Source organism: Planktotalea sp., from assembly GCF_965659345.1.
GTDB lineage: Bacteria > Pseudomonadota > Alphaproteobacteria > Rhodobacterales > Rhodobacteraceae > Planktotalea.
The window spans coordinates 151477-167061 of record NZ_CBFHVK010000007.1; the positions used below are offsets into that span (position 1 = coordinate 151477).

The 15585-nt window shown below is 53.2% G+C and carries 12 protein-coding genes and 1 riboswitch; of the genes, 6 read left to right on the top strand and 6 right to left on the bottom strand.

Features of this window, described 5'->3' with window-relative positions; all coding sequences use genetic code 11:
* The first annotated feature begins 57 nt into the window (after window positions 1-57).
* The 3 genes from gloB (at window position 58) to ACTG3Z_RS07570 (ending at window position 4294) form a co-directional block, all read left to right on the top strand.
* Complete coding sequence (gloB, locus tag ACTG3Z_RS07560; RefSeq protein ID WP_439142292.1) at window positions 58-825, top strand: hydroxyacylglutathione hydrolase; 768 nt, start codon at window positions 58-60, stop codon at window positions 823-825.
* Window positions 826-1004: 179 nt separating this feature from the next.
* The gene (gene clpA / locus ACTG3Z_RS07565; RefSeq protein ID WP_439142294.1) at window positions 1005-3332 is read left to right on the top strand and encodes an ATP-dependent Clp protease ATP-binding subunit ClpA; all 2328 of its coding nucleotides are present in this window, start codon (window positions 1005-1007) and stop codon (window positions 3330-3332) included.
* A 71-nt stretch (window positions 3333-3403) separates the two neighbouring features.
* The gene (locus ACTG3Z_RS07570; RefSeq protein ID WP_439142296.1) at window positions 3404-4294 is read left to right on the top strand and encodes a M23 family metallopeptidase; all 891 of its coding nucleotides are present in this window, start codon (window positions 3404-3406) and stop codon (window positions 4292-4294) included.
* A gap of 14 nt (window positions 4295-4308) precedes the next feature.
* Here the strand turns inward: ACTG3Z_RS07570 and ACTG3Z_RS07575 are convergent, their stop codons facing one another.
* The 3 genes from ACTG3Z_RS07575 to ACTG3Z_RS07585 form a co-directional block, all read right to left on the bottom strand.
* On the bottom strand, window positions 4309-6612 hold the full coding sequence (locus tag ACTG3Z_RS07575; RefSeq protein WP_439142297.1) for a peptidoglycan -binding protein: 2304 nt from the start codon (window positions 6610-6612) through the stop codon (window positions 4309-4311).
* Window positions 6612-7826: a biopolymer transporter ExbB gene (locus ACTG3Z_RS07580; protein WP_439142299.1), complete on the bottom strand. Its 1215-nt coding sequence runs from the start codon at window positions 7824-7826 to the stop codon at window positions 6612-6614. The genes ACTG3Z_RS07575 and ACTG3Z_RS07580 overlap by 1 nt, the downstream gene beginning before the upstream one ends.
* 67 nt (window positions 7827-7893) lie before the next feature.
* Complete coding sequence (locus ACTG3Z_RS07585) at window positions 7894-8421, bottom strand: gamma-glutamylcyclotransferase (RefSeq protein WP_439142301.1); 528 nt, start codon at window positions 8419-8421, stop codon at window positions 7894-7896.
* 58 nt (window positions 8422-8479) lie between these two features.
* Between ACTG3Z_RS07585 and ACTG3Z_RS07590 the strand changes: the two genes are divergently transcribed.
* Window positions 8480-9478, top strand: coding sequence for a DUF2125 domain-containing protein (locus ACTG3Z_RS07590; RefSeq protein WP_439142302.1), 999 nt, complete (start codon window positions 8480-8482; stop codon window positions 9476-9478).
* Here ACTG3Z_RS07590 and ACTG3Z_RS07595 read toward each other — a convergent pair.
* Window positions 9475-9912: a 6,7-dimethyl-8-ribityllumazine synthase gene (locus tag ACTG3Z_RS07595; RefSeq protein WP_439142304.1), complete on the bottom strand. Its 438-nt coding sequence runs from the start codon at window positions 9910-9912 to the stop codon at window positions 9475-9477. The two genes, ACTG3Z_RS07590 and ACTG3Z_RS07595, sit on opposite strands and share 4 nt — an antisense overlap.
* A 74-nt stretch (window positions 9913-9986) precedes the next feature.
* Window positions 9987-10121: riboswitch (FMN riboswitch) on the bottom strand.
* Window positions 10122-10197: 76 nt separating this feature from the next.
* On the opposite strand from ACTG3Z_RS07595, the gene ACTG3Z_RS07600 reads away from it, so the two are divergent.
* The gene (locus tag ACTG3Z_RS07600) at window positions 10198-11487 is read left to right on the top strand and encodes an acetylornithine deacetylase/succinyl-diaminopimelate desuccinylase family protein (protein ID WP_439142306.1); all 1290 of its coding nucleotides are present in this window, start codon (window positions 10198-10200) and stop codon (window positions 11485-11487) included.
* A 67-nt stretch (window positions 11488-11554) separates the two neighbouring features.
* Here ACTG3Z_RS07600 and ACTG3Z_RS07605 read toward each other — a convergent pair whose 3' ends face one another.
* Entirely contained in the window at window positions 11555-12808 is a 1254-nt protein-coding gene (locus ACTG3Z_RS07605; protein ID WP_439142308.1) for an Hsp70 family protein, read from the bottom strand.
* Window positions 12809-12940: 132 nt separating this feature from the next.
* Here ACTG3Z_RS07605 and ACTG3Z_RS07610 point away from each other — a divergent pair, with 132 nt between their 5' ends.
* Window positions 12941-14419, top strand: a complete 1479-nt coding sequence (locus ACTG3Z_RS07610) for an ABC transporter substrate-binding protein (protein WP_439142310.1) — start codon at window positions 12941-12943, stop codon at window positions 14417-14419.
* Here ACTG3Z_RS07610 and ACTG3Z_RS07615 read toward each other — a convergent pair whose 3' ends face one another.
* Window positions 14420-15538 (bottom strand): acetoin utilization protein AcuC, encoded by a 1119-nt coding sequence (locus ACTG3Z_RS07615; RefSeq protein WP_439142312.1) that lies wholly within the window; start codon window positions 15536-15538, stop codon window positions 14420-14422.
* Between the last annotated feature and the right edge of the window lie 47 nt (window positions 15539-15585).

Below are 15585 nucleotides of genomic sequence, written 5' to 3' on the forward strand. Positions count from 1 at the left end.
GCCTCACTCGATCAGCCACTCTGACCCTATCACATAACAAGCCGGAGCTGAATTACTATGCCTTATGAAATCGTGACAATACCCTGCTTGCAAGACAACTATGCGTTTTTGATAGGCAACCTTGAGACAAACGAAGCTGCCCTTGTCGATGTTCCCGAAGCAGCCCCAATTAACGAGACGCTCCGAACAAAAGGCTGGACGCTAACGAAAGTTCTTTTGACCCATCATCATGCAGATCACGTAGATGGGCTTGACGGTCTAAATGGACGCGACCGCTTGATTGTGATTGGCGCAACAGCAGATGCACATCGACTACCACCACTGACACAAACTGTCAGCGAAGGGGACACCATCGACATTTTAGGCACGCCAGCAAACATCATTGACGTCTCTGGGCATACGTTAGGCCACATCGCTATTCATCTGCCTGAACTGGATGCAGCCTTCACGGCCGATAGTCTTATGGCGCTTGGCTGTGGGCGCCTTTTTGAAGGAACCGCCGCACAAATGTTCGATAGCATGAACAAACTTAACGCCCTGCCTGATGATACGATGCTTTATTCAGGTCACGAATACACGGCGACCAACGCAAGATTTGCTTTGACCATTGAACCTGACAATGCCGCCCTTATCTCTAGGCGTGAAGCAACTAAATTGGCGCGCGCGGCAGGATCGCCTACAGTGCCCTCATCCCTCAAACGTGAACGCGCAACGAACCCTTTCTTGCGTGCCCATATTACGCAGATTGCAGCGCATCTTGGTATGGCGGACGCATCGCCTGTGGATGTGTTTACTGAAATTCGCAAACGCCGTGACAAATTTTGACGCTGCCCTAACTCTAACCATGAACGCTGATCAGCCATTTTATGACACCCGTCACATCAAAGTTGATCGAGAAAAAGTAAGAAAGACCTTGAAGCTGGCTGAATATAGACCAAACTTTAAGACAACAGGCCAAAGCTGACCGGTATCCTCGGACAGGGTCCAAGAAAAGGAGCACTCCCGTGCCATCATTTTCAACAACACTCGAGCAAGCAATCCATTCTGCGCTGGCTTTGGCCAACGCGCGCCGCCACGAATTCGCAACGCTAGAGCACTTGTTGCTCGCACTTGTCGATGAACCCGATGCAGAACGCGTGATGAAAGCCTGCTCAGTAGATACTGAGGAGCTTCGCCAAACTTTGGTGAGCTTCATCGATGATGATCTAAGCAACCTGATCACCGATATCGAAGGCTCTGAAGCTGTGCCGACGGCCGCGTTCCAACGCGTCATCCAGCGTGCGGCGATCCATGTGCAAAGCTCTGGGCGATCTGAAGTAACAGGTGCAAATGTTTTGGTCGCAATGTTCGCAGAGCGTGAAAGCAATGCGGCGTACTTCCTGCAAGAGCAAGACATGACACGTTATGATGCGGTCAATTATATCGCGCATGGTGTCGCCAAAGACCCTGCATTTGGCGATCCCCGCCCTGTCTCTGGTTCCAATGAAATGGACGAAGACGGTGCCGCAGCCGCGATGGACGGTGAGGAAAAGAAAGAAAGCGCACTTGCAAAATATTGCGTTGATCTGAACGTGAAAGCCGCCAAGGGCGATGTTGACCCGCTGATCGGTCGTGACAGCGAAGTCGAACGCTGCATTCAGGTCCTGTGTCGTCGCCGCAAGAACAACCCGCTTTTGGTAGGTGACCCCGGTGTTGGCAAAACAGCCATTGCGGAAGGGCTCGCGCGCAAAATCGTGCAGGGCGAAACACCGGAAGTGCTTTCAAAAACAACGATCTTCTCGCTCGACATGGGTGCGTTGCTCGCTGGAACACGCTACCGCGGTGATTTCGAGGAACGCTTGAAAGCAGTCGTTTCCGAGATTGAAGAGCATCCTGATAGCGTTCTCTTCATCGACGAAATTCACACAGTTATTGGCGCGGGCGCTACATCTGGCGGCGCGATGGATGCGTCCAACTTACTGAAGCCTGCGCTTCAAGGGGGCAAACTGCGGACGATGGGCTCGACAACTTATAAAGAGTTCCGTCAGCATTTCGAAAAAGATCGCGCGCTCAGCCGTCGTTTCCAGAAGATCGACGTAAATGAGCCGTCTGTCGAAGACAGCGTGAAGATCCTTAAGGGGTTGAAGCCTTATTTCGAAGAGCACCACTCGGTCAAATACACGTCCGATGCGATCAAAACTGCTGTGGAGCTGGCTGCGCGTTATATCAATGACCGCAAATTGCCAGACAAAGCGATTGATGTCATTGACGAAGCCGGTGCCGCCCAGCGTTTGGTTGCTGAAAGCAAGCGTCGCAAAACGCTTGGTGCGAAAGAGATTGAAGCCGTCGTCGCCAAGATCGCGCGCATCCCACCGAAAAGTGTCAGCAAGACTGATGCAGAAGTGCTGAAAGACTTGGAAGCGAGCCTGAAGCGTGTTGTCTTCGGTCAAGACACTGCAATCGAAGCTTTGAGTTCGGCCATTAAGCTCGCCCGTGCGGGTCTGCGTGAACCAGAAAAGCCAATTGGCAACTATCTGTTCGCTGGTCCGACTGGTGTGGGTAAAACCGAAGTCGCGAAACAGCTCGCGGATACGCTTGGCGTTGAAATGCTACGTTTCGATATGTCGGAGTACATGGAGAAGCACGCGGTGTCCCGCTTGATTGGTGCCCCTCCCGGCTATGTGGGCTTTGATCAAGGCGGCTTGCTCACGGACGGTGTTGATCAACATCCTCACTGTGTTCTTTTGCTTGATGAGATCGAAAAAGCCCATCCAGACGTCTTCAACATTCTGTTGCAAGTGATGGATCACGGCAAGCTGACGGATCACAATGGTCGCGCCGTTGATTTCCGCAATGTCGTCCTGATCATGACGTCCAACGCTGGTGCCGCAGAGCAAGCGAAAGAAGCAATGGGCTTTGGCCGCTCTGCCCGCGAGGGTGAAGATACGGCGGCTGTCGAGCGAACATTCACACCTGAATTCCGCAACCGTTTGGATGCAGTGATCAGCTTTGGTGCTTTGCCGAAAAAGGTCATCATGCAAGTGGTCGAGAAATTTGTTCTGCAGCTTGAAGCGCAACTTATGGATCGCAACGTGACATTCGAATTGTCCAAAGCAGCGACAGAGTGGATTGCGGACAAAGGTTACGATAGCAAGATGGGCGCGCGCCCGCTTGGTCGCGTGATCCAAGAGCATATCAAAAAGCCGCTCGCAGAAGAGTTGCTGTTTGGCAAACTCGCCAAGGGCGGTATTGTCAAAGTCGGCGTTAAGGATGGGAAGATCGTTCTAAAGACCGAAGGCCCAGAAAAGCCGCGTCTGTCTGGCAAAAAGCCTCCTCTGTTGACCGCTGACTGATGCGTCACGCGCTTTTACTGATACCATTTATAGCCCTCGCAGCCCCTGCTGCGGGGGCTCCTCTTTTGCAGATGCCTGTCGACTGCGAACTTGGCGAAAGCTGCTATATCCAGCAGTATATGGACCACGACGCGACAGAGAATTTCAAAGATTTCGAATGTGGGCCGCGCTCTTACAACACGCACAAAGGTACCGATTTCGCTGTTGCGACCACGCGTGATGCGCAAAAGGGCGTCGATATTCTAGCTGCCGCTGACGGCACCGTTCTGGGCTTGCGCGATGGTATGCGCGACGTGTGGAACGGCAAGGTTGACCGAGATGCCATAAAGGGGCGCGAGTGCGGCAATGGCCTTGTGATTGACCATGGCGATGGTTGGCAAACTCAGTATTGTCACTTGCGCGAAGGCTCTGTCAGCGTCAGCAAGGGTCAGACAGTTGAAGCTGGCGCAAAGCTTGGTCAAATGGGGATGACTGGGCGCACAGAGTTTGCCCATTTACACCTCTCTGTGCGCAAAGATGGCAAACCCATTGACCCCTTTGCCCCTGAAGGTGCGAAATGTGATGCGCCCATCGAGCAAACACTTTGGCGGGAGCCGCTGTTGTTTCAAAAAGGTGGAATTCTAGACATCGGTTTTGCTGAAAGTGTTCCTGATTTTAGCGACATAAAAATGGGTACTGTCGATCAGGACTTGAAAGAAAACTCTCCAGCACTTGTCAGCTATTTTTTCATGTTCGGCGGTAAAGCCGGTGATGAAATAGATGTGCGGTTTATTGGGCCAAACGGTTTTGAAGTGACCCAAGTATATGAGCTGGAAAAGAACTTGGCCCGTTTCTTCCGCGCTATCGGTAAAAAACGCCGGACGGCGTCGTGGCCAGCAGGTGTGTACGAAGCGCGTGCGCGGTTTATAAGAGACGGTGAAGAGATTGACGCACAGAGCGCAACGTTTGAAATATCGCGATAAAAACCTAGCAAGTTTTATTTCTCTGTAAATTTCAACTCAATACGGCGGTTTTGCGCGCGCGCTTCATCGCTGTCTTCTGTGTTCACAGGTTGATACTGTCCGAACCCATTGGCGGCCAAACGCGTCGGCGGTATGCCAAGGAAATTCACCATATATTTCACGACTGAAAGCGCACGCGCTTGGCTAAGTTCCCAGTTGTCCGCGAATTCACCAAGACCAGACAAAGGCACGTTATCCGTATGCCCGTCCACGCGGATCACCCAATCAATGCCTTCGGGGATGTCATCCGCAACAGCACGCAAGATAGAAGCGACTTTTGCCACCTCCCCACGCCCAACCTCTGAAAGGGCCGCACGACCCGGAGGAAACAGAACTTCCGAAGAAAAGACAAAGCGATCGCCTTCAATGCGAACACCTTCTTGCGCCCCCAGAACATCACGCAAACGTCCGAAAAATTCAGAGCGATACCGTTCTAAATCTTTGGTTTGCTCTTCTAAACGGACGCGTTCGGCTTCTTCTAGTTCACGCCGGCGTCGTTCTTCTGCCGCGACCCGCGCTAAAGCGGCGTTCAGCTCAGATCCAAGATTTTGCAACTGAACCTGTGAAGCGACATCTTGAACACGCGCGTCATCCAGGATTGCTTGCAGGCTTCCAAGCTGCGCGCGCAGGGCGGCAACCTGTTGATTTAGCGCTTCGGTCTGCAATTCCGCCTGACTTGAACGCGCCTGTGCTTGTTCCAGTTTTTCGCGTGCAGCCGATAACAAAAGCGCTTGTTGCTGCGCTTCACTCAGTTGCGCACCAGCTTCTTGCTCTGCTGCAAGCTTCGCCGCGAGCGCTGCGGCAAGTTGCTTTTGCACTTCTTCGCGTTCAAGCTCTGCTGCGTTACGTTCCGCTAGGGCCGCTGCCAAAGTCTGTTCTAACGCGCTATCATCCATTGCGACACTTAAATTGCTCTCAGCTAGGGCAAGCGCATCACGTGTACGCGCAAGTTCTGCAGTTAACGCAGTGATCGTCGCAATAGATTTTTCCTGCGCGGCTTGAAGTGTTGCGAGCTCTGTCTGAGTTTCATTCAAAGACCCGGTCGCGTCAGACAACCGCGATTGTGCGCGGGCAAGGGCATCGTTGACCTCATTTAGACGTGTTTGAGCACTCTCAAGTGAAGTATTGGTCTGCGCCGCTTTAATGTCTGCCGCTGACAGCTGCGCGTTCGCCGCTTCCAGATCAGTTTGTCTTTCTGCCAGCAAAGCCTCCGCCGCTTTTTGCGCAGCTTCAAGCGCCGCAATACGTGCTGCCGCCTCCTCTTCAGCGGTGAGTTTATTCGCCTCGCTCACAGCCTGAAAATCACGCGCTGCCTCCAAATCTGAACGCGCTAACGCGAGCTGTGCCAAAACCTCCGAGAGCTCTTTCTCTACCGCAGTTTTCGCCGCATCTGTGTCTTGACCTGCAGTGACGACAGCAGCCAATTGTGCCGTGAGGTCTTCACCAGCGGAACGCGCAGCTGCTAACAAGGTTAATGTTTCCTCAGCTTGTTTGCGCTCCGCTTCCAAGCTCAGGGTCATTGCCGTCAGCTCTGCATTCGCGTTTTCGAGACGGGCGCGCAATGCATCTGCGGCTTCTGCTTCTATCAAGCGCGCACGCTCTTCAGCCGAAAGCGCGTCTTGCAATTCTGCAAGTTCAAGCGCGCGCTCGCTCAGCGTTGCATCTTTATCCTCACCCTCGCGACGGAGATCAGCAATCAAAGCATCCATCGCTTCACGTTCAGCAGCGGCCAGCCGTGCCGCTTCAACCTGCGCGTCAATCTCTGTACGTGCAGACGCAAGCGCGAGGTCAAGCGCCTCTTTCTCAGTTAACAACTGACTTTGCGCATCTTCCAACACAGCGACATTGCTCAGCGCATCATCGCGTTGGGACAATAGCGATGCGACCTGCGCCTCAAAGCTTGTGATTTGCGCTTGCGCTTGCGACAAAGCACTGTCTTGTTCTGCACGTTGTTGCTGCAAGGATGCGATAAGAGCTGATTGTGCTTCTGCCCGCTGTGTCGTGTCATCGAGCGTTGCGTTTAAAGCGCCAAGATCATTCTCTAATGTCTCGCTGCGATCCCGTTCAAGGCCAAGCGCTTGCGCAAGTGCTGCGATCTCTTGGCCAAGGTCATCCAGCTCGCTTTCCTGACCGGTGATCGTTTCGTTCAAAACGAATTGCATCACCATAAAAATGGTCAGAACAAACATCAAAACTAGCAAAAGACCAGTCATCGCATCGACAAAGCCAGGCCAGATAGACCCTTGGAACCTTTGACCTGTGCGCCGCGAGAGTGCCATTAGCCACCGTCACGCGTACGCGAAGCGCTTGATTTCGCAGCCCCTGCGGGTGCCTTGCGCGGTTGCGTCAACATTCGACCCAATGCGCCGATATCACTGCGCAACTCAGCCATCGTTTCAGCGCGTCCGGCTGACATTTCTTCTAGAATTTTGAGCATCTGAACGTCGATCGAGCGCAAGCGCATGCGGCTTTCCGCATCCATACCCGCGTCGCCACCCAAAACCCCACCATCGAGTTTTGCAATCAACTGTTCTTGCCCTTGCGCCACTCGCATCAAGGCATCTGTGGCAGTGCCTGTTGCCTCCATGCGTTCGGTCATTCTTGAAATTGCATCAGTCAGTGAACCAAGCTTGTCATCCACCATAGAACGGCTGACGTCACTTTGCGTGAACATCATTTGCAGCGCTTCCATCTGCTCTGCCATGTGATCCATCACTGCCGTCATCGCTGCATTTTCAACACCACCCTCGCCGTCACCAGATGAATATCCAAGACGCGTGATGCTTGAGAGCCATTCTTCCAACTCGCGATAAAAACGGTTTTGACCATGCCCTGCAAATAGCTCCAGAAGACCAACAACAAGCGATCCTGCAAGACCCAACAACGACGAACCAAATGCAACGCCCATGCCACCCATTTGGGCTTCAAGCCCAGATTGTAGGCGCCTGAAAACATCCGCTCCCGTTTCGCCCTCAGCTGCACTTAGGTTGCGAATAGTGTCAACGATTGCAGGAACGGTCGTTGCAAGGCCGTAAAACGTCCCGAGCAGACCCAGAAAAATAAGCAAGTTCACAAGATAGCGCGTGATTTCGCGCGCTTCGTCAATGCGCGTTGCTACAGAATCCAAGATGGAGCGTGTTGAGCTGGATGAAATTTGCATCCTTGCCCCGCGCGAGCGCAACAGCGTCGCCAAAGGTGCAAGCAATTGAGGGGCCTTGATGCCGGTATCTTCACGATTTTCTGAGGCGAATGCCTCTAACCAGCGGACTGAATTGATCAATTGTCCGACTTGGTAAAAGCAAGCCATAACCCCGATAAAGAACACGAATATGATAAAACCATTGAGCCATGGATTGGCCAAAAAGACGGGTAACACGCGCGGCAATGCCACGAATGCTCCGGCTCCGACCAAGCCGATGACGATCAGCATTGACGTAATTTGCCGCCAAGGCTGGGAAAACTGCGCGCGTACCTCGCGGTCTGGCTTGTCCAAGGGGACTGCTCCTGACACGTTTCTTATTAGGCATCAGTTTAAGCAGATTGCGCTCTCAAGCCAAGCTTTATGAACAAAGGCTTTCTACGCGCTTTGAGAGCCAATTCAGATCAGCGTCTTCAATACCAAGTTCCACAAGGTGCGCAGCGGTGTTGTGCAAGTATTCGGTGTTGGGACCACGATCACCCACAGCGTGCGCAATGACTTGCGCCTGCTCTTCCAAATCCAAATGGCCGTATTGCGCATGATCGGGATCAATCACATATGTTACCGCCTCGATCTCGTCACCAGTGTTGAGATGCACCGCAAGCTTCTTCTCTAAATATGCTGAAGAAATCAGCTCTCGTTCGCGCAGATATGCAAGCGTTTCTGCCTCTGTTCCGGCTTTCACGCGCAAGGCCACGCCTTCACAGCTTGCGCCCTTTTGTTCGTCTAAAGCCAAGACCAATCCTGGATGCTCTGGCGTGCCACGGTGATGGATAGAACGCATACAAAAACTACGCGCAAATCCGTGCATCACGCCAATCTGTGTCTCTTCGACCTCAAAACCGGGGTTCCACAAAAGTGAACCGTAGCCAAACACCCACATCGTCATCGCACTGGTCCTTTTCAGATGCCTGCCTTAGATACGAGCCAAGCCCTAAGGAAAAGACATGAAACGACTGTTATTTGTAATTATCGCCGCCGCAGCGCTTTATGCGGGTTACTGGTTTGTCGGCTCCTCCGGCGCAACCACAGGCTTTGAACGTTGGTTCGTAGAGCGACGTGCAGAGGGTTGGGTTGCGGATGTAAACAGCATCGAAACACGTGGCTTTCCAAGCCGCTTCGACACAACATTAAGCGGCATTTCCTTGGCGGACCCCGATACAGGTTTGGCGTATTCCGCGCCATTCCTGCAAATTTTTGCGCTAAGTTACAAACCAGAGCATTTGATCGCTGTCTGGCCCAATGAACAGACGTTCAGCAGCCCTTTTGGCAAAGCCGCGATCACCAGCGAAGACATGCGCGCGTCTTTGATTGTGAAGAAAAACACATCGCTGGCGCTTGAAAAGGCAAATTTTACTGCGGACGCAGTGAACATCGCAATGGATACAGGCGAAACATTAGGGACAGCCAATGCTTTGATGGCTGTGCAATTGGTACCTGCGGCACAGAACACCTACCAATTTGGTGTCGATCTAAAAGACGTTGTGCTGCCAGAACCAAAAGGTCTGCGTCTGGAAGCTGGCATCTTGCCCGAAGCTTTGGAGTATGCGCGCGGTGATGTAACAGCCGCCTTTGATGCGCCTTGGGATTTGAACGCGCTGCAATCTGCACGCCCGCAACCTACGCGCATTGATGTAAAGCTGATCGAAGCGAAATGGGGCCAGCTTGAACTACGACTAGCAGGTGGCTTTGATGTCGATACGCAAGGGCGCGCAAGCGGTCAGATCACGATCAAAGCGCAAAACTGGCGTGATATTCTTGCGCTGAGTGCTGCGACAGGTGCCATACCCGAGCAATTGATCCGCCCGATTGAGCAAGGTTTGTCGCTACTTTCTGGCCTTTCGGGGAATCGCAACACACTTGATCTGCCTTTGACGTTAGACGCAGGCCTGATGAAACTGGGGCCGATCCCAATTGGACCCGCCCCGCTGTTTCGTTTGCGTTAAGCGTAGTGCTCTAACGTTGCGCGCACCGCTTGCGCGGCTTCAACGCCTTTTTTCACGAAGTGGTCGGTGTAAAAGCCAATATGCTCCGCCGTGGGCTGGAAGTGATGTGGCGTAAGCGAGACCGAGAACGTCGGCACACCCGTACTCATCTGCGCTTCCATCAAGCCATTCACGACTGCGGCAGCCACAAAATCATGACGATAAATCCCGCCATCCACGACCAGTGCCGCGCAGACTACGGCGTCATAGTCACCTGATGCGCCCAGCTTTTTCGCCAGAAGCGGCATTTCAAACGCCCCCGGCACATCGAAGGTGGTGATCTGGACCGTCGCATCGACGCTATCCATATCCGCCTCGAAGCCGACAAGCGCTTGGTCGACGATCTCGGCATGCCAGCGCGCTTTTACAAACGCAATTTTTAGAAGTTTCGTCATTTTGGAACCTTTGTTTTAGACGTCACAAAAGCCCCAGAGCATCGCATTAGCCTACCTGCCCCGAAGGACATGCAAACCGCTCTCTTTCATCCGGACTTTCACCGTCGGCTCTGGAATTTCACCAAATCTGCTGACCCTGAATCATCTGACCCAAGCGCTCGCGGGCTATCACCGCCGGTAGGGACTTTCACCCTGCCCTGAGAACACTCACTTGGTGCCATGTGCGCACAGGTCTTGCAAGAGTGCCGCCGCCGCGTCACTTTGAATTTCAAATGGGAGAGCGATATGAGCGATTTGCAAACACGGCTGGCTAAACGCATTGAAGACAAACGCGATGACCTGATTGAACTCACGCAAGCGCTTATCCGTATTCCAACGCTTAACCCGCCGGGTGAAAATTACCGCGAGATTTGCTCTTTCCTAGGTGAGCGTTTGGCCCGAAGTGGCTTCGCCATGGAAATGGTGCGCGCGATTGATGCGCCGGGTGATTGCACGAAGTACCCCCGCTGGAATGTGGTGTGCCGCCGAGAAGGAACGCGTGCAGGCGAGTGCGTGCATTTCAACAGCCATATAGATGTGGTTGAGGTCGGGGCGGGCTGGACACATGATCCGTTTGGCGGCGAATTGAGCGATGGCAAGATTTACGGACGGGGGGCCTGCGACATGAAAGGCGGGCTTGCTGCTTCAGTCATCGCAGCGGAAGCGTTCGTGGAAGAATGCCCCGACTTCGCAGGCGCGATTGAGATCAGCGGCACAGCCGATGAAGAATCAGGTGGGTATGGTGGCGTTGCGTACCTTGCGGAACAGGGATTTTACGATCCCAAACGCGTGCAGCATGTGATCATCCCTGAACCGCTTGGCGTGGATCAAATCTGCCTTGGTCATCGCGGCGGTTGGTGGGCAGAAATCGAAACTTTCGGCGAGATTGCCCATGGATGCATGCCTTTCCTAGGTGATTGTGCTGTTCGCCATATGGGCGCTGTGCTCGATAAGTTTGAAGACACGCTCTATCCTGCCATGGCGTCGCGCCATACGGACATGCCCGTTATCCCCGAAGGCGCGCGGCAATCTACGATGAACATCAATTCCATTCACGGCGGGCAAAATGAGCAGGCCGAAGACAGTACCGCCCTACCTTCGCACTGCGTGCCAGACAGTTGCCGCATCGTGATTGACCGTCGTTATTTAGCCGAAGAAAACTACGAAGGTGTCAGTGGTGAAGTGAAGGACCTGCTCGAAGGACTGCGCGTCACGCGGCCAAATTTTGAATATGAAATGCGCGAATTGAACCATGTTGCACCCTCCATGACTGACAAAGAAGCGCCTGTTGTGCAGACAGTTGCGCGCTCTATTGAAGCGGTGATGGGCAAAAAAGTACGCTACGTGGCTTCGCCGGGAACTTACGACCAAAAGCATATTGACCGCATTGGTAAGCTGAAAAACTGCATCGCTTATGGTCCCGGCATTTTGGAGTTAGCGCATAAGCCGGACGAATATGTCGGGGTGGAAGACATGCTCGATAGCGCGAAAGTCATGGCCCATTCACTCGCCCAACTCTTAGTTGGAGAGGTTTGAGGGGGGGCCAGCCCCCGACTTGGTACGCCAAGCCTCCCCCCGGGATATTTATGGAAAAGGGATGCGATTAGAGGTCTTGTGAGGCAAGCGCGAGGCCCTCAATAATCCCAGTAAGCGCCGCACCATGATGTGTTTGGGCCGTTGGGAATGCATTTGAAACTGATGTTTGCACAACTTTCATTAGGCTTGATCCACCCACAAAAATGAGATGCGTCACATCCGTTGGCGCGCGCCCAGCTTGTTCAATACACTGTAAGGCGGTCTGTGCGATCTGCTCGGCTGGGCGATGCAGCGTATGTTCAAGGGCCAGCGCATAAAGCGGGGCAGAAAGGCCTTTTTCCAAGGGGTCAAGTTTGATGTCTACGCTTGCCAAAGGCTTCTTGTTCAGATCAATTTTTGCAGCTTCGACCGCGAAAGCAAGGTCATGACCACGCTCATCCGTAAGCACGCGATCTAGTCGCGCAAGTTTGTCCGGCTCAACTGCGTATTTCAAAAGGTCCTTCGCGGCACGGCGCGAATCCGGTGCGTAAAGAAACGGAATTTTTTGCCAAGTCGCCAAATCCGCGAAAACCCCATTGGGCGCAAAATGCGTGTCCTTGCCAAAAGCATGGCGAATTTGGCTGCCTTTGCCGAGAAGTGGCATAATGTGTTCAAAGCTCAAAAGACGATCAAAGTCAGTGCCGCCCAGACGCAGGCCCTCGCTTAGAATGATGTCTATCTCGGTTCTGGACGTGCTCTGAAACAGGGTGAAATCTGACGTGCCGCCACCGATATCGATCACCAGCCCCAACTCACCAGCGTTTAATACATGCGCCAATGCACGCGCGGCGGCCTCAGGTTCATTCATGAACCGGATTTCTTTGAAGCCTGCCTTTTCATAACACTCTGTGAGATCCGTTTGCGCCTGCGCATCGCGTTTAGGGTCGCCGTGGAATCGCACCGGACGACCAGACAGCACACTCTCGAACCGCTCATCTGATGCGACTTCTGCGCGATCTTTCAGCTCTGCCAAAAACTTTGCAACAATGTCGATGTAACTCATCCGCTTACCCAGAAAAACGCTGCTTTCCCGGATCAATGGCGTTCCCAGCAGGGACTTGAGCGCACGCATATAGCGCCCCCATGCCCCTTCAAACAAAGCATGCTCTGCGGCAGAACCAAAGTTGATGACTTTATCTTCGAAATCAAAGAACAGCGCGGTCGGCAGAGTTTTCTGGTCCGCTTCCATTTCAAGAATATGAGCTTGGCCATCACGACACACGCCAACAGCCGAATTCGATGTCCCGAAGTCGACGGCCAAAACCTTCTCCTGTTGACCCATTTTTAGCCCTCAATTCCCAAAATTGAGCGCATACCCGAGCATAACCCTCGCGTGCAAGGCCAGAATTCCCCCTATGCAAGACCCTTGGCATAGCGTTACGATCATCCCCAAACAACAATCGGAGAGATACCCATGGCCAACTTCAAAACGCTTTTGCTGGGCGCGAGCGCTGCAGCTTTGCTGGCAGGTGCCGCTTTTGCTAAGACAGATATCACCGTTGCTTTGCAGCTTGAGCCACCGCATTTGGACCCGACTTCAGCGGCTGCTGGCGCGATTGATAGTGTACTCTATTCCAACGTCTTTGAGGGTTTGACCCGCTTTATGGCGGACGGCTCTGTTGTGGCGGGTTTGGCGCAAAGCTGGGATATCTCGGAGGATGGCCTAAGCTACACGTTCAAGCTGCGCGAAGGCGTAACCTTTCATGACGGCACAGCAATGGACGCAGAGGATGTGAAATTCTCGCTTGATCGCGCGCGCGCAGAGGATAGCACAAACGCACAAAAAGCGCTTTATGCGGGCATCACTGATGTGAGCGTCGTCGATCCAATGACAGTGACGCTGACACTGGCCGAAGCGAACGGTTCGATGTTGTTTAACCTTGCTTGGGGAGATGCGGTGATTGTCGCGCCTGAAAGCATCGAGAATATCAAGCAAATGCCGATCGGCACTGGTGCGTTCAAGTTCGTAAACTGGGTGCAGGGCGACAAAATCGAACTGGCACGCAATGACAGCTACTGGGGCAATGCCCCCGCGCTTGAGAGTGCAACGTTCAAATTCATCTCTGACCCGACAGCGGCCTTTGCAGCAGTGATGGCGCAAGACGTGGACGTTTTCGCAGGTTTCCCGGCGCCAGAGAACCTTCCTCAGTTTGAAGCAGATCCACGTTTCCAAGTACTGGTTGGGAGTTCTGAGGGTGAAACGATCCTTTCAACGAACAACAAAATGCCGCCCTTTGATAACGTGAAAGTGCGCCAAGCCGTCGCCCATGCGATTGATCGTCAGGCCATTATCGATGGCGCTATGTTTGGATATGGCACGCCAATCGGCACACATTTCGCGCCGCACAATCCAGATTACGTAGACCTGACATCCGGTTCCATGCATGACCCTGCAAAAGCGAAGGCGTTGCTGGCGGAAGCAGGTATGCCCGACGGGTTTGAAACGACGCTGCACTTGCCGCCCCCCTCTTATGCGCGACGTGGTGGTGAAATCATCGCAGCGCAACTGGCTCAGGTTGGTATCAAAGCAGAGATCATCAATGTCGAGTGGGCGCAGTGGCTTGAAACTGTGTTTCGGGGCAAAGACTTTGGTCTGACGATTGTCAGCCACACAGAGCCTTTCGACATCGGCATCTACGCGCGTCCAGACTACTATTTTCAGTATGACAATCCTGAATTCCAAGCCTTGATGACAACGCTTAACGCAACCGCGGATCCAGCGATGCGCTCAGAAATGATTGCAACGGCGCAGACCACAATTTCGCAGGACTATGTGAACGGCTATTTGTTCCAACTTGCGTTCCCGACCGTGGCAGACGCGAAAGTATCTGGGCTTTGGGAAAACGCACCGACCCAAGCAACAGATCTGACTGGTGTAAGTTGGTCTAACTAATCACGACCAGACACGCGCGCGCAGAATTTCAATGCGCGCGCGTATTTCGTTTCTCACAAAACCTTCATTGGGCCGGTCAGCAAGCGCAACGAACCAATGCTCTGGCGGATTACGCCCACGCGAATTGCCCTCAAATTTCAATGCTCTTAAGATTTGTGCACTCTCATCACTAAGAATGTCTGGCGCATCTAATCCGTTCAAAGTGCCCCAAATGCGCGTCCAGCAACGTCCAACGCTCCACGGATTATAGCCCCCACCCCCAAGAACCATGAGACGTGTTGCCATGGGCATCAAGGTACCCACCACTTCGGCATGTGCATTGTTGGAAAGTGACAACCGCGACAGCGGATCTTCTTCAATCGCATCAGAACCGCATTGCACAACTATTGCATCGGGTTCAAAATTTTCGATCAAAGGCACGATCAATTCCTGCAACGCAATTCGCATTTCGCTATCGTTTAAGCCGCGCATTACCGGCAGATTGTACGCACTTCCCTGCGCCGTTTCGTCAATGCGGCCTGTAAAGGGCCAGCGATTTTCTTCGTGAATAGAAATCATCCGCACGCGCGGATCCCCGCTAAAACCCACTTCGACCCCATCAGGATGATGCGCGTCGATATCCACATAAACGACACGCGATGCACCATGGTGTTGAAGAGCTTTGATGGCAAATACAGGATCATTGAGATAGCAAAACCCGTTCGCGCGATCCGGCATTCCATGGTGCGTTCCACCCCCTGGAACATGCACGATACCGCCATCTTTCAGCAATTCAGCCGCAAGCATGACACCGCCGACACCTGTTGCAGGACGGCGGAACATTTCACCAAAGACTGGATTAGAATGCGACCCAAGATCAAACTGAGCGCGGTCTTCATCGCTCACTTGCCCGCGTCGCTCCGCCCGCGCGAGGGCAGAGATGTAGGCGGGTGTATGAAATTCCCATAGCGCCTTTGGCTTGGCACGGGGTGACGTGCGATATTGGTTCTCAGGCAACCAACCCAAAGACCGGCTTAGGTCCATCACAGTCGACACACGCTGCACCCGCAACGGATGAAGCCCGCCATAAGACGATCCGCGATAGATTTCTGAACCAATGAAAATGGGGCGTTGCAACATCCCCTTTGACATACACCAGCATGACGATGCGACAAGGCCTCTGGACG

Bases quoted from the DNA above. Each gene is read 5' to 3' on its own strand.
- ACTG3Z_RS07600 (WP_439142306.1), top strand. From the start codon at position 10,198: ATGAGCGATTTGCAAACACGGCTGGCTAAACGCATTGAAGACAAACGC.
- ACTG3Z_RS07595 (WP_439142304.1), bottom strand. From the start codon at position 9,912: ATGACGAAACTTCTAAAAATTGCGTTTGTAAAAGCGCGCTGGCATGCC.
- gloB (WP_439142292.1), top strand. From the start codon at position 58: ATGCCTTATGAAATCGTGACAATACCCTGCTTGCAAGACAACTATGCG.
- ACTG3Z_RS07585 (WP_439142301.1), bottom strand. From the start codon at position 8,421: ATGACGATGTGGGTGTTTGGCTACGGTTCACTTTTGTGGAACCCCGGT.
- ACTG3Z_RS07615 (WP_439142312.1), bottom strand. From the start codon at position 15,538: ATGTTGCAACGCCCCATTTTCATTGGTTCAGAAATCTATCGCGGATCG.
- ACTG3Z_RS07605 (WP_439142308.1), bottom strand. From the start codon at position 12,808: ATGGGTCAACAGGAGAAGGTTTTGGCCGTCGACTTCGGGACATCGAAT.
- ACTG3Z_RS07590 (WP_439142302.1), top strand. From the start codon at position 8,480: ATGAAACGACTGTTATTTGTAATTATCGCCGCCGCAGCGCTTTATGCG.
- ACTG3Z_RS07575 (WP_439142297.1), bottom strand. From the start codon at position 6,612: ATGGCACTCTCGCGGCGCACAGGTCAAAGGTTCCAAGGGTCTATCTGG.
- ACTG3Z_RS07610 (WP_439142310.1), top strand. From the start codon at position 12,941: ATGGCCAACTTCAAAACGCTTTTGCTGGGCGCGAGCGCTGCAGCTTTG.
- ACTG3Z_RS07570 (WP_439142296.1), top strand. From the start codon at position 3,404: ATGCCTGTCGACTGCGAACTTGGCGAAAGCTGCTATATCCAGCAGTAT.